General features: G+C 63.8%; 12 protein-coding genes. 5 read left to right on the top strand and 7 right to left on the bottom strand.

Going from position 1 to position 12,933, the window contains the following annotated elements:
• Positions 1 to 354: 354 nt before the first annotated feature.
• Together H9K76_RS20420 and H9K76_RS20415 are read right to left on the bottom strand one after the other, a co-directional pair.
• Positions 355 to 852 (bottom strand): acyloxyacyl hydrolase, encoded by a 498-nt coding sequence (locus tag H9K76_RS20420; RefSeq protein WP_246475176.1) that lies wholly within the window; start codon positions 850 to 852, stop codon positions 355 to 357.
• 387 nt (positions 853 to 1,239) lie between these two features.
• Entirely contained in the window at positions 1,240 to 1,863 is a 624-nt protein-coding gene (locus H9K76_RS20415; RefSeq protein WP_187597100.1) for a Spy/CpxP family protein refolding chaperone, read from the bottom strand.
• A gap of 392 nt (positions 1,864 to 2,255) precedes the next feature.
• Between H9K76_RS20415 and H9K76_RS20410 the strand changes: the two genes are divergently transcribed.
• Positions 2,256 to 3,275: a recombination-associated protein RdgC gene (locus tag H9K76_RS20410; protein WP_187597099.1), complete on the top strand. Its 1,020-nt coding sequence runs from the start codon at positions 2,256 to 2,258 to the stop codon at positions 3,273 to 3,275.
• An 81-nt stretch (positions 3,276 to 3,356) separates the two neighbouring features.
• Here the strand turns inward: H9K76_RS20410 and H9K76_RS20405 are convergent, their stop codons facing one another.
• On the bottom strand, positions 3,357 to 4,691 hold the full coding sequence (locus H9K76_RS20405) for a dicarboxylate/amino acid:cation symporter (protein ID WP_187597098.1): 1,335 nt from the start codon (positions 4,689 to 4,691) through the stop codon (positions 3,357 to 3,359).
• 239 nt (positions 4,692 to 4,930) lie between these two features.
• On the opposite strand from H9K76_RS20405, the gene H9K76_RS20400 reads away from it, so the two are divergent.
• A complete protein-coding gene (locus tag H9K76_RS20400; RefSeq protein WP_187597097.1) occupies positions 4,931 to 7,588 on the top strand; it encodes a hybrid sensor histidine kinase/response regulator in 2,658 nt (885 codons plus the stop codon).
• A gap of 34 nt (positions 7,589 to 7,622) precedes the next feature.
• Here H9K76_RS20400 and H9K76_RS20395 read toward each other — a convergent pair whose 3' ends face one another.
• Entirely contained in the window at positions 7,623 to 8,021 is a 399-nt protein-coding gene (locus tag H9K76_RS20395) for a tautomerase family protein (protein ID WP_187597096.1), read from the bottom strand.
• Between the two features lie 164 nt (positions 8,022 to 8,185).
• On the opposite strand from H9K76_RS20395, the gene H9K76_RS20390 reads away from it, so the two are divergent.
• Positions 8,186 to 9,043 carry a LysR family transcriptional regulator gene (locus tag H9K76_RS20390; RefSeq protein WP_187597095.1) on the top strand — a complete coding sequence of 286 codons (858 nt, stop codon included), beginning with the start codon at positions 8,186 to 8,188 and terminating at the stop codon, positions 9,041 to 9,043.
• 52 nt (positions 9,044 to 9,095) lie between these two features.
• Here H9K76_RS20390 and H9K76_RS20385 read toward each other — a convergent pair whose 3' ends face one another.
• Positions 9,096 to 9,734 carry a response regulator gene (locus tag H9K76_RS20385; protein WP_187597094.1) on the bottom strand — a complete coding sequence of 213 codons (639 nt, stop codon included), beginning with the start codon at positions 9,732 to 9,734 and terminating at the stop codon, positions 9,096 to 9,098.
• A 64-nt stretch (positions 9,735 to 9,798) separates the two neighbouring features.
• Here H9K76_RS20385 and H9K76_RS20380 point away from each other — a divergent pair, with 64 nt between their 5' ends.
• Both H9K76_RS20380 and H9K76_RS20375 read left to right on the top strand, forming a co-directional pair.
• The gene (locus tag H9K76_RS20380; RefSeq protein ID WP_187597093.1) at positions 9,799 to 11,052 is read left to right on the top strand and encodes a nucleoside recognition domain-containing protein; all 1,254 of its coding nucleotides are present in this window, start codon (positions 9,799 to 9,801) and stop codon (positions 11,050 to 11,052) included.
• A 696-nt stretch (positions 11,053 to 11,748) separates the two neighbouring features.
• Entirely contained in the window at positions 11,749 to 12,054 is a 306-nt protein-coding gene (locus tag H9K76_RS20375; RefSeq protein ID WP_187597092.1) for a DUF3297 family protein, read from the top strand.
• Between the two features lie 193 nt (positions 12,055 to 12,247).
• On the opposite strand, the gene cueR is transcribed toward H9K76_RS20375, so the two are convergent.
• Entirely contained in the window at positions 12,248 to 12,736 is a 489-nt protein-coding gene (cueR, locus tag H9K76_RS20370) for a Cu(I)-responsive transcriptional regulator (protein WP_187597091.1), read from the bottom strand.
• A complete protein-coding gene (locus H9K76_RS20365) occupies positions 12,733 to 12,930 on the bottom strand; it encodes a heavy-metal-associated domain-containing protein (RefSeq protein WP_187597090.1) in 198 nt (65 codons plus the stop codon). The genes cueR and H9K76_RS20365 overlap by 4 nt, the downstream gene beginning before the upstream one ends.
• Positions 12,931 to 12,933 lie beyond the last annotated feature (3 nt).

The following is a 12,933-nucleotide window of genomic DNA, read 5'->3' as shown; positions in this document are numbered from 1 at the left end:
TTATTTATTCATCAAATAACGATGATTTACCGCAATGTGAAATTCAAAGGCGCGCCCATATGAGGCACAGCACTAGCAAAGTTGTTCTTGAATAGTGTTATTTATATATGTTGTTAGTAGTAGAGGACCGAACAGCCTGTGGATAAATTGATTTTCTCCATTGTTCTCAATCATTTGGAAAAAATCAAACCATGTGCTTCGAGCTATCTTGCCGCTGTACCTGAAATGGGAACAACTTCGAAGTTTTCCACTTTGCTGTGGATAAATCGAAGTTGCTCTGAAAATTCTGTACAAGTTTATCCACATCCGCTCTGAATGCGGGTTTTAGCTGTGGATAACAAGTGATCAACCTGGTCAGAAGTGGTAGCCGTATCGGATCTGCACGAAGTTTTCGCCGGGATTGGGTTCCTTGATGCCCGCATTCGAGACATGCTCCACGCGCAGTTGCACCTCATGCTGGCGCTGCTCGCCGAAGCTGTAGCCCACACCCAGATGAGTGGCGAAATTGAACGAGGTGCTGAATTCCTTGTGGACGGTGATGTAGCGGTCGGTCATGTAGGTCAGCCCGACGCCGGCCTCTGCGAACCAGGGAGAGCGCCCCGCGTCCGGGCGCCAGCGCCACACGGGCTTGACGCCAAACATCCAGGTGCTGTCATAGCTGCGCCGCCCATCGAAGGACAGGCGGGACACATAAAGATCCCAATGGCCCCGCACCTGGCCGCCCCAGAGGTCAGCTTTCCACTCTTTCCAGGGCAGGGTAACGCCGACGGTGGCGGCGTCGGTGCCGTGCTCGGCCCAGCTTCCCTGTACGTAGATGGACTTGGCACGCGAGAGATCACCAGAGTTATCCACAGATGTCTGTGCAATCGCCGAAGTTGCGGACGCAGTCAGTGCAAGGGTGAAGATGGCGAATGTGTGTCGCGCCCACGGGCGTTGCCGTGGTGCGAAGTCCCCGCTCGGGGACCGATGAAGGGTATTGAACATGATGGTTTCCAAGGCGTCGCTCATTGACGCCGTGTTACCACTTTAAAGTTCGGACATCTTTGTCCGATGTAGGCCTTTGCCGCATTGCAGCCGATCACTGTGGCTTGTCTGCGGGCCGGAGAAATGCAAGATGGTTCCCCATGCTTGTCCACTGCATGCGGCCACTGCTCCTCAAAGGGGCGCTTTTCATCTGGGGACAGCCCGGCGATGAAAAAAGCCCGCGAGCGCGGGCTTCGGGCAGTGTGGGGCTGTGGATTACTGCGGCTGCACGGGCGCTGCCGGAGCTGCCGCGTCGGCGGGAGCCTGCTTGCCATGGTGGCGATGCCCGTGCTCCCCACGCGGGCCTCGCTTGCCGTCCCGCTCACCCTTGTGGTCGCCAGGGCCGAAGCGATGCATCATGCGGGCGCTTTCCTGGTCGAAGGTCTTCTGCTGTTCGGGCTTGAGCGCTGCGTAGAAGGTCTTGACGGCCTCGCCGCGGCGGTCCATTTCCGCCGAGCGCTGGGCGTGCAGGGCACGCATGCGGTCGATGCGCTCGGGTGTCGTCAGCTTATCCATGTCCTTGCGGTCAAGGCGTGCGTGATCCGGCCGGTTCTTGGGATGCATGGCTTCCTGGAAGGCATTCCATGCGGGTTCCTGGTCGGCAGTGATCTTCAGCTTCTGCTTGAAGGCCTCGGCGTGCTTGGCCATGCGCTCCTGGCGCTGTTCGGGCGTCATGCGCGGGCCACGCTCATGGTGACGGGGAGCCGGCTTGGCGTCGGCCGAAGCGACGGGTGCCGCCGGAGCAGGAGCGGTCTGGGCCATTGCCGGAACGGCGGCTGCGGCGAACATGGCTGCAGCCAGAGCGGTTGCAGCGAAAGAGCGTGTAGAAAAGCGAGCCATGGTGAGTTTTCCTTTCTTGAGAACTTCCCGTTGGAACAGAGCAGGAGGAGACAGGGCACCGGGGGAGATCCTGCGGCGCTTGGATGCAAGTGTGGTCGCGGCATGTATCGCGGCCATGTTCCAAACTTCAATCTGTGTAAAGTTCTACGAATTTCCCGGATGGCCGGAACGCTGGTTTCGTTCACGAAGGCGGCCTGCGGATAACTCGAATTCAGCGGCTTTCATTGGCAATCAATGGATGATTGCTTCCTTATGAATAGCAGCCGGGCTCTTTCAAGGCAAGGCGCCCATGGGACGGTTGCCCTGACAATGGATGCTTGGAACTGGATTTCGGCGGGCGGCCTCCGCGGTGGCCACCCGCGTTTTTTCAAAGTGAAGGACGGATAGTTAGCGTGTTCAAGAACATGATCGTGTATCGCATCGCCGAATCGTGGCAGATGGATTTGACGCAAGTGGAGGAAGCGCTGGCCCCATCGCTTTTCGAGGAATGCGGCGCCACGCAGGAGAAATCGGTGGGCTGGGTGCCGCCGCGCGGCGAGGAGCATGGCGCGATGGCCGAGTCGGTCGGCGGGCAGTGGATTCTGCGCTTCATGACCGAATCCAAGGTGCTGCCGGGATCGGTGCTCGCGCGCAAGGTCAAGGAAAAGGCCGCCCGCATCGAGCAGGAGACCGGCCGCAAGCCGGGCAAGAAGGAAAGCAAGGAGCTCAAGGAAGAAGCCAAGCTCGACCTGCTGCCGATGGCGTTCACCAAGCAGGGATCGATGTGGGTGTGGATCGATCCGGAGGCGCACCTGCTGGTGCTCGACACCGGCAGCCAGGGCAGGGCCGACGAGGTCGTGACCATGCTGGTGGATGCGCTGCCCGGCTTTGCCGTGGCGCTGCTCGACACGCAGGAGTCGCCACAGGCGGCGATGGCGCACTGGCTCAAGGAACAGGAGCCGCCCGTGGGCTTCTCGATCGACCGCGAATGCGAGCTCAAGAGCGCCGACGAGGCCAAGGCCGTGGTGCGTTACTCGCGCCATCCGCTCGACATCGACGAGATCCGCGAACACATCGACCAGGGCAAGATGCCGACCAAGCTCGCGATGAGCTGGGATGATCGTGTCTCGTTCGTGCTCACCGAGAGCCTGCAGATCAAGAAGATCTCCTTCCTCGACACGGTCTTCGAAGGCCAGAAGCAGGACGACGCCGGCTTCGACGCCGACGTGGCGATCGCCACAGGTGAACTCACCAAGCTGCTGCCCGACCTGGTGGAGGCGCTGGGTGGCGAGGGCCGCACCGAACTGGGCGGCGGCACGGTGGCCACCCCGCGCCCCGATACCGACAGAAAGCCCGCAGCGGTGGATCCATCGGCCGCCGCCATGGCCGCGCAGGGCGCCGACGACGAAGACGACGAGGACCCACCGTTCTGACGAAAAAAATCCCGCCGGGCCGAGGCCCTGGCGGGATCTGAACGGGACCGAGTGAACGGCCCGGAGACATGCGTATTCAGTTCAGGCCTGGCGTGTCGCAGCCTGCGGCACCGGCAGGGCGTCCGGCAGCTCCTCGCCCGACAGCGCGGCGTCGAGCTTGTCGTAGTCCAGCGCCTTTTCCCAGCGCGAAACGACCACGGTGGCGACGGCATTGCCCATGAAGTTGGTGAGCGAACGGCATTCGCTCATGAAGCGGTCCACACCAAGGATCAGCGCCATGCCGGCCACGGGCACTTCGGGCACCACGGCCAGCGTGGCGGCCAGGGTGATGAAGCCCGCGCCCGTCACGCCGGCGGCACCCTTGGAGCTGAGCATGGCCACCAGCAGCAGCATGATCTGGTGACCCAGCGTGAGGTGCGTATCGGTCGCCTGCGCGATGAACAGCGCGGCCAGCGTCATGTAGATGTTGGTGCCGTCCAGGTTGAACGAATAGCCGGTGGGAACCACCAGGCCCACGACCGACTTGCTGCAGCCGGCCTTTTCCATCTTGTGCATCAGCGAGGGCAGTGCCGATTCGGAAGATGACGTGCCCAGCACCAGCAGCAGCTCGGCCTTGAGATACCTGGCCAGCTTGAGCACCGAGAAGCCGCACAGGCGTGCCACGAAGCCCAGGATCACCACCACGAACAGCAGTGAGGTGATGTAGAAGGTGCCGACCAGCCAGGCCAGGTTGACCAGCGAGGACAGGCCGAACTTGCCGATCGTGAAGGCCATGGCGCCGAACGCACCGAGCGGGGCGGCCTTCATCAGGATGTTCACGAGCTTGAACACGGGAATCGTCAGCGCCTCGAGGAAGTTCAGCACGGGCTTGCCGTGGTCGCCGGACATTGCCAGCGCAATGCCGAACAGCACGGCGATGAACAGCACCTGCAGGATGTTGTCGCCCACGAAGGGGCTCACCAGGGTCTTGGGGATGACGTCCATGAGGAAGCCGGTGAGGGTCATCTCGTGCGACTTCGACACATAGCCCTGCACGGCGGACTGGTCGAGATCGGCCACGTTGATGTGCATGCCCGCGCCGGGCTGGATCACGTGCGCGACGATCATGCCCACGATCAGCGCCAGCGTGGAGAAGAACAGGAAGTAGACCATGGTCTTGGCGAACACGCGGCCCACGGTGCGCAGGTGGGTCATGCCGGCTATACCGGTCACGATGGTGAGGAAGATCACCGGCGCGATGATCATCTTCACCAGCTTCACGAACGCGTCGCCAAGCGGCTTGAACTGCTGCGCGTACTGCGGCTCGAAATAGCCGAGCAGCACGCCGATCACGATGGCGGACACCACCTGGAAATACAGCTGCCGATAGAACGGCAGGTGCACCGGCGCGGCGGCGGTTTGCGGAATGGCTTGCATGCGGGTTCTCCGTGGTCTCGATAAGGTGTGGGGTGCTTACGCCCATCGGACCGGGGAGCGGGGTGCTACAACGGGAAAATTCCCGCCGCAGGGCACGCGCATGGAAGCCGGACAAGCGTATGTGTCGGTTTGTACGGCTGCAGGCGCGCGCTGGCGATAACCTATTGGTATTAGTCGATGCGGGCTCCAGAGGGGAGACCCCCGCGAAACCTAGGGTAACCACTTAGCACACTTGCACCATGACCTCATCGCGCAGCCGACTCCTGTGGACCGTTCTGGTGGTGCTCGCCGGCATGTGCGCAAGCATGCTGCTCGCGAGCCAATTTGCGCTGCACCGTGCCCTGCAGAACGAAAGCGATCTGGTGGAGCGCCAGCTCGCGCTCTATGCACAGGAGCTCTCGCAGCGCATCGACCGCTATCGCACGCTGCCCGAAGTGCTGGCGCTCGATCCGCAGTTGCGCGATGCGCTCACGCATGCGCTGGACGCGCGCGAAGTGGATGCGCTCAACCGCAAGCTCGAGGAGGCCAACGGTGCAAGCGACTCCTCCACGCTCACGCTGGTCAATACGCAGGGCCGCGCGATCGCGGCCAGCAACTGGCGGGACAGGCACAGCAACGTCGGCGAGGACTACAGCTACCGTCCCTACGTGACCCAGGCGCTGGCCACGGGGCGCGGCCGCTTCTACGGCATCGGCATGACCACGGGCGAGGCGGGCTACTTCCTGTCGCGCTCCATCGTCGATGAGCAGGGACGGGTGACCGGACTCATCGCCATCAAGATCGTGCTCAGCGAGCTCGAACGCGGCTGGCAGCAGACACGGGACATCGTGATGGCCTCCGATGCGCACGAGGTGGTCTTTCTCGCCAACCAGGACGAGTGGCGCTACCGCCACCTGACACCGCTGTCGGAGAAGGACATCGCCGAGATGGATGCCACGCGGCAGTACTCCGACCAGCCGCTCAGGCCGCTGCAGTTCCGCAGGGAACGGCAGCTGGCCGACGGCGGCTTCGTCGCGCGCATCGGCGATCCGGTGCTCGCCGATCCCGTGCTCTGGCGAAGCATTGCACTGCCGGATTCCGACTGGCACCTGCATCTGCTGCACAACGCGCGTGCCAGCACCATCGCAAGCTACTGGGCCTCGGTCACCGCGGGCGGTGTGTGGCTCGCGCTCGCAATGCTGGTGCTCTTCGTACGCCAGCGCCAGCGCCTGTCCAACCTGCGCCAGAAGAGCCGCCAGGAACTGGAGACCGTGCTGCACCAGCATGCCCAGGAACTGCGCACCGCGCAGGACGGGATCCTCCAGGCGGCCAAGCAGGCCGACACGGGCCTCTCGCGCAGCCTGCAGCATCTGCCCCAGGGCGTGGTGGTGATCGATGCGGACCTGAATCTCGTGGCCTGGAACTCCCGCTACGTGCAGCTCTTCAGGTTTCCACCCGAACTCATGCGCGTGGGCGCACCCATCGAGGCCCTCATCCGCCACAACGCCAGGCGCGGCCTGCTCGGAGCCAATCCGGGGGAGGACGCGATCCGGCGGCGCCTCGCGCATCTGCGCGAGGGAACCTCGCACCTGCATGAAAGCGCGAAGAGCGACGGCACGGTGCTGGAGATTCGCGGCAACCCCATGCCCGACGGCGGCTTCGTGACCAGCTATGCCGACATCACCAGCTACAAGAACGCGGCGCGCGAACTGCGCTCCCTGGCCGACACGCTGGAGCAGCGCATCTCCGAGCGCACCCGGGACCTGGACGCCGCCCGGCGCGAGGCGGAGGCGGCCAACCGCTACAAGACGCGCTTCGTGGCCGCCGCCGTGCACGACCTGCTGCAGCCGCTGAATGCGGCGCGCATGTTCAGCTCGCTGCTGCGCAGCCACCTGCACGACGATGCGGGGCGGCATGTGGCCGATAGCATCGAGGGCGCGCTGGCCGCGCAGGACGGCATCCTCAACAGCCTGCTCGACATCTCGCGCATGGAATCGGGCCAGCTCGACGTGCACGTGCGCGACTTTGCACTCGGCCCGCTGCTGCAGGTGATGCAGCACAACTTCGGCATCATCGCGGAGAGCCGCGGGCTGAAGCTCTCGGCCGTGAAGTCCCGCCATGTGGTGCGCAGCGACGAGGCGCTGCTGCGCCGCATCCTGCAGAACCTGCTCTCCAACGCGATCCGCTATACGCCCACGGGGCGGGTGCTGATCGGATGCAGGCGGCGCGGCGACCAGTTGCGCATCGAGATCCACGACCAGGGGCCCGGCATTCCCGAAAGCCTGCAGCGCGAGATCTTCGAGGAGTTCAGGCGCCTGAACGAAGGGCACGACCAGGACCGCGGCGCGGGCCTGGGCCTCGCGATCGTGGAACGCCTGGGCAAGCTGCTCGGGCACGAGATCGGGCTGCGCTCCGAGCTCGGCAGGGGCAGCGTGTTCTGGGTGAGCGTGCCGCTTTCCAGGCAGCCGGCCTCCACGGTTCCCGCCGAGGCCTCTGCCATGGCGTCGGAGCCGCGCAGCGATGCGCCCCTGCGCGGACTGAGCGCCTGGTACATCGACGATGACGCCCCCAGCTGTGCCGCGACCGGAGCGCTGCTGCAGCGCTGGGGGTGCGACGTGCCCTACGCCGGCGGTCCGCAGGGCGCGCTGCAGTTCGCCCGCGCCGGGAATGCACCGCAGCTCGTGCTGCTCGACGTGCGCATGGGCGAGTTCCACGGCCCCGACCTGTTCGGGGAGCTCGCGGGGATCTGGGGCCAGTCGCCGCAAGTGATCCTGGTGACCGCCGAGCGCGATATCGCCCTGCGTCGCCATGCGGCCGAACGCGGCTGGGCCATGCTGTTCAAGCCCGTGCGGCCGTCGGCGCTGCGCGCGCTCCTGAGCCAGACCCTGCTGCGCCTGCGCGAAACCGACAGCCGCTGAACGACGTTCCGAACCGGGGGAAGCCCCGCACGCATCACACGCCGGCCTGCTGGTGCCGGTACTCCTGCGTCCTGCCGCCATACCCGTAGGCGGCGGCCCGGGCGTCGATCACGTAGGCATAGCTCACCTCGTGCAGATCCGGGCGCAGCTCCTTCATCGCATCGAACAGCTCGCGGATGAACCGCGCCTTCTCCGCCTTGGTGTTGGTTTCGTCCGTCACGCTGATGTCCAGGTGAAACGCGCTGCGTCCCGTCTCGGCCAGGGTCTTGCCGGCGATGAACCACTGTTCACTGGGTGTGAACAACACCTGTATGGAGATGACTTCGGGCCGCTTGTCGAGCACCCGGCAGGTGAGATCGATCACCTTGTCCACACTGCGCCTGGCCAGCCCATGATCCACGGGGCCCGAGAGATGAAGAACGATGTGGGGCATGTTGTGCACTCCTGTGTTGATAAGTACGTGGATGCATTCTGGACAATCTTCATTCATCGGTAAAACGGGAATATCAGTTAATATCCATCGGAAAACCCGCTGGATAAACTGTGGGTTTCCCAGGTGAGAATCCGTTCATAAATCTCTGGGCAGACTGTGCATTCATGCAAGCCTTCGACATCGAGCAACTCAGGACCTTCGTGCATGTGGTGGACGCCGGAAGCGTGACGGCCGGCGCCGCGCAGGTGTTCCTGTCGCAATCGGCGGCCAGCGAACAGCTGCGCAAGCTCGAGGACCGCGCGGGACAGCTGCTGCTGGTGCGCAGCAAGTCGGGCGTGGTGCCCACGCCGGCAGGGCAGCTGCTGCTCGCGCATGCGCGCAGGCTGCTGGCGCTGAGCGACGAGGTCTGGCGCGACCTGCATGGCACGCCGCTCACGGGCGAGCTGCGGCTGGGCATCACCGACTACTTCCGGCCCAACGAGCTCACGCAACTGCTCGCGAAGCTATCCACGCAGCACCCCGGCGTGCGCCTGCGCGTGAGCATGGGAAAAAGCCGCCTGGTGGAGGCCGAGCATGCGGCTGGGCAACTCGACATCGCCATCACCATGCGCGTGGACGGCAAGAAGACGGCGCGATCGCACCCGCTGCGCACGGAACCCCTGCGATGGATGGCCGCACCGGGCAAGCTGCCGGCACGGGGCGCACCGCTGCCGCTCGTCACGCTGAACGAAGGCTGCACGCTTCGCGCATTGGCCGAGAAGGCGCTCGTGCAGCGCAAGCTGCCGTTCGACGTGGTGCACGTGGCCTCGGGTGTGGCGGGCATGCAGTCCGCGCTCGCGGCGGGCCTGGGGTTTGCCTGCCTGAACGAGTCCGCCGCGTGCGAGGGTGTGGATATCGTTGCCGCACGCGCGGCGCGGCTGCCGGCGCTCGGGGTGGCCAGCTTCCAGATGCTGCCCGGCAGGCGTGGTGAGGACCGCGTGCTGCGCGAAGTACGGGACCTGCTGGTCGATCAGCTCGGTTGAGAGCGGGCCGGCCCACCGGGCACGGATGCGTCCCGGAGCGGGTTGACCGGTTTCAGATGCCGCTCTCGGGCTCCAGGCTCTTGACCAGCACGGCGGCCTGTGTGCGGCTGTAGCACTCAAGTTTCTTGAGGATCGCGGTGACGTGCACCTTCACGGTGTTTTCGGCCAGGCCGAGCTCGTGCCCGATCTGCTTGTTGAGCAGGCCGTCCGCCAGGCACATGAGCACGCGGAACTGCTGCGGCGTGAGCTGCGCGAGGCGTGCCGCCAGTTCGGCATCGGCCTGCGAACTCTCGGCATCGGTGTGCGGGAAAGACAGCTCGCCATCGAGCACTTCCTGGATCGCCGCGCCCATGTCATGGGCCGACGCGGACTTCGGGATGAAGCCCGCCGCGCCGAACTGCTGCGCGCGACGGATCACGCGCGGGTGTTCATTGGACGAGATCACCACCACGGGGATTTCAGGGTACTCGCCGCGCACGTGCAGCAGCGAGGAAAAGCCGCGGGCGCCGGGCATGGCCAGGTCGAGCAGCACCAGTTCGATTTCCGGGTGCTCCTTCAGCGCCGTGCCCAGGGTCTGCGCGCTCGCGGCCTCGAGCGCACGGAACTGCGGAAAGCGTTCGTGCAGCACCTGGATCAGCGCCGCGCGGAACAGCGGATGGTCGTCGGCAACGAGCAGCGTGGGATCGGTCATGGTGCCCCGAGTCTGCCACGGCTCGCCGTCCCGTTCGCCGTGCCCGAGCCGCTACCATCCGGGGATGGCACTCAACTGGGTCTGGATCGGCTTCTTCATTGCAGCCTTCGTCACCGCACTCTGGCGGTGGTTCACGGGCGACGACGGCATCTTTCAGGCATTGCTCACCGCAATGTTCGACGGTGCGCGTTCGGGCTTCGAGATTTCGCTGGGCCTCGCCGGCATCATGTGCCTGTGGCTCGGGCTGATGCGCGTGGGCGAGAAGGCCGGCATGATCGAGCTGCTCGCGCGCGTCGCCAGCCCGCTGCTCACGCGGCTGTTTCCCGGCGTACCCGACGGCCATCCGGCCCAGGGGGCGATGACCATGAACATCTCGGCCAACCTGCTCGGCCTGGACAACGCGGCCACTCCGCTCGGACTCAAGGCCATGCGTGAGCTGCAGTCGCTCAACACCGAGCGGCCCGATACCGCGAGCAACGCGCAGATCATGTTCGTGGTGATGAACACGGCAGGCCTCACGCTGATTCCCACCTCGGTGATCGCCATCCGGCAGAGCGTGGCGCTCAAGCAGGGCCTGGGCGCGGGCTTCAATGCGGCCGACATCTTCCTGCCCACGCTCATCGTCACCTTCATCTCGCTGCTCGCGGGTGTGATGGCCGTTGCAGTCTGCCAGCGCCTGCCCCTGTGGCGCGCGAAGCTGCTGGTGCCGGTGCTGGTGCTTGGCGGCCTGATGGCGGCGCTGGTCACGGCCCTCGCGCGATTGCCCGCCGAACAGGCTGCGCGCATCACCGGAGCCGTCGGCGCCGGAGTCATTCTCGGCATCGTGATGCTGTTCATCGTGGTGGGGGCCTGGAAAAGGGTGAATGTGTACGACGCCTTCATCGATGGAGCCAAGGAAGGTTTCGGCGTGGCGATTCAGATCGTTCCGTACCTGATCGCGATCCTGGTGGCGATCGGCGTATTCCGTGCCTCAGGCTGCATGAACGCGGTGCTGGCCGCCATCGGTGCACTAGTGAGCGGGGCGGGGCTGGATACCGATTTCCTGCCGGCCCTGCCGGTGGGCCTGATGAAGGTTCTCTCAGGCGCGGGTGCGCGCGGACTGATGATCGACGTGCTGCAGACCTATGGCGTGGATTCGTTTGCGGGCCGCCTCGCCGCCATCGTGCAGGGATCGACGGAGACGACGTTCTACGTGCTGGCGGTGTATTTCGGCAGCGTGGGCGTACGCCACGCACGCCATGCCCTGGCCTGTGCACTGATTGCGGACGCTGTGGGGCTCGTGGCGGCTATCGGGGTGGGCTACCTCATGCTGCGCTGAAAAAACGCTCCAGGGGCTTGTAAGGTGCCTTGAAGAGGCGCCAGGGTGGGGTTGGGCCCAAGCAAATCCGGCCGCACCTTCTCTCTGATGCCTGCTTCGTACCGCCGCTTTGGCTTTGCCAAAGCGGCTTTTTTTGTTGCGGGCAGAAGTTATCCAGAGTTATTCAAGGTTATCCACAGGAACTGCGCATTTTCCAGGGATAACTGTGTATTTTTCCCTGAACTCCTGCATCCCTTCCGTTTTTTCCGGGCGCGGCGTCTCCAAGGTTTTCCTGTGGTTGTTCTTTAAAGGTGTTATTGAAGAATGTTAGTAGTAATAAGTAAGCAACTCACCTGTGGATAAGCTGTTTTTTTCTTTTTTCTTCAATGGTTTGCAGGAATCGCAAGCATGTGGAGCCGACCCGGCTGCTGGTGCACGTCGAATGGGGATAAATCGGACGGAATTCGGCGGCCTGTGAATAACTGGTGGGTTGTCAGTCATTGATCCTCAAAGTTATCCACAATCGTCAATTTTTCATGAAATAGTGATATAAACCACGTGAATAACTGATTTATTGCTATAAAAATAGAAGCATGAGAGGTGTTGAAAAAGCCATTGGCCACAATGGAGCAGCGAGCTTGCATAACTGATCGGGCCAGCGTCTCTGGAGCGGGTTGGTGGGGTACAGGTAGTGGCTGACAGGATGTTTGCGGGACAATGGCGCCTTTCCCAGAACCAAGAGATCAGAAAACCGTGACCGATACCGCGAACAACCAGCCCGCATTGCCCGATCGCCTGTCCATCGACCCCCGCAGCCCGCACCACAAGCCGGAGTTCTTCGAGCACGACATCGGCATCACCTTCAACGGCAAGGAGCGCTTCGACGTGGAGGAGTACTGTGTGAGCGAGGGCTGGATCAAGGTTCCCGCGGGCAAGACGCTGGACCGCAAGGGGCGCCCGCTGCTCATCACGCTCAAGGGCAAGGTCGAGGCCTTCATCAAGCCGGCACCTTCGGCAGCCTGAATGCCGGCGCCAGTGGTTTTGCCTGTTTTTTAAGCAGGACGTCCTTCCGGTGGATAACTGCCTGCCCGAGCGCTGCCGGGCGGGCCGGCCAGGAAAAAAAGGGAGCCCGTTTCTCTGCGGTGCTCCCTTTTCTTTTTCCTTGTGTTTTTCCTTTGCCGGATCTGAGGCGGTCCGGCCGGCTCGGGTGGCGCGCTCAGGGCGCAGGCTCGGAATGGCTCCGCGGATGCGCGATTTGTTCGCTGGCCAGCTCTTCGAGGATCGGACAGTCCGGCCGCTCGTCGCCATGGCAGCAATGCACCAGTGTCTGCAGGCTGCGCTGGATGTCCTGCATCGCCACAATGCGTTCGGACAGGTTGAGGATATGGGCCTGGGCCACTTTCTTGACCTCCGCGCTTGCGCGCTCCTTGTCTTTCCACAGGCCGAGCAGCGTGGCGATTTCCTCCATCGAGAAACCGAGATCACGCGAGCGGCGTATGAAGCGCAGCGTGTGCACGTCGGCCTCGTTGTATTGCCGATAGCCGCTGTCGGTGCGCGAGACGCCCGGCAGCAGGCCGAGCGACTCATAGTGGCGCACCATGCGCGCCGAGACACCGGCGCGTTCGGCCGCCACGCCGATCGCCACGGGCCAGCGCACGGGCGGTGTCCGGACGGCGGGGGATCTCGGGGCGGACGTGGTGGTCATGCCGCGACTTTGTAGCCTTCTTCCTGAATGGCGTTGGCCAGCGCATCGCGCGACTTGTCGCTCTCCACGGTGACCTGGCCGGTGGGCAGGTCGACCTTGACGAGCGCATCGGCATCGACTTCACGCACTGCATGCACCACGGCGCGTTCGCAATGGCCGCAGGTCATGCCTTGAACCTGGAATGTGTATTTCATGGG

Source organism: Diaphorobacter ruginosibacter (assembly GCF_014395975.1).
Taxonomy (GTDB): domain Bacteria; phylum Pseudomonadota; class Gammaproteobacteria; order Burkholderiales; family Burkholderiaceae_C; genus Diaphorobacter_A; species Diaphorobacter_A ruginosibacter.
Note: the sequence above shows the minus strand (reverse complement) of the source record. Positions and strands in the feature narration are given on the sequence as shown.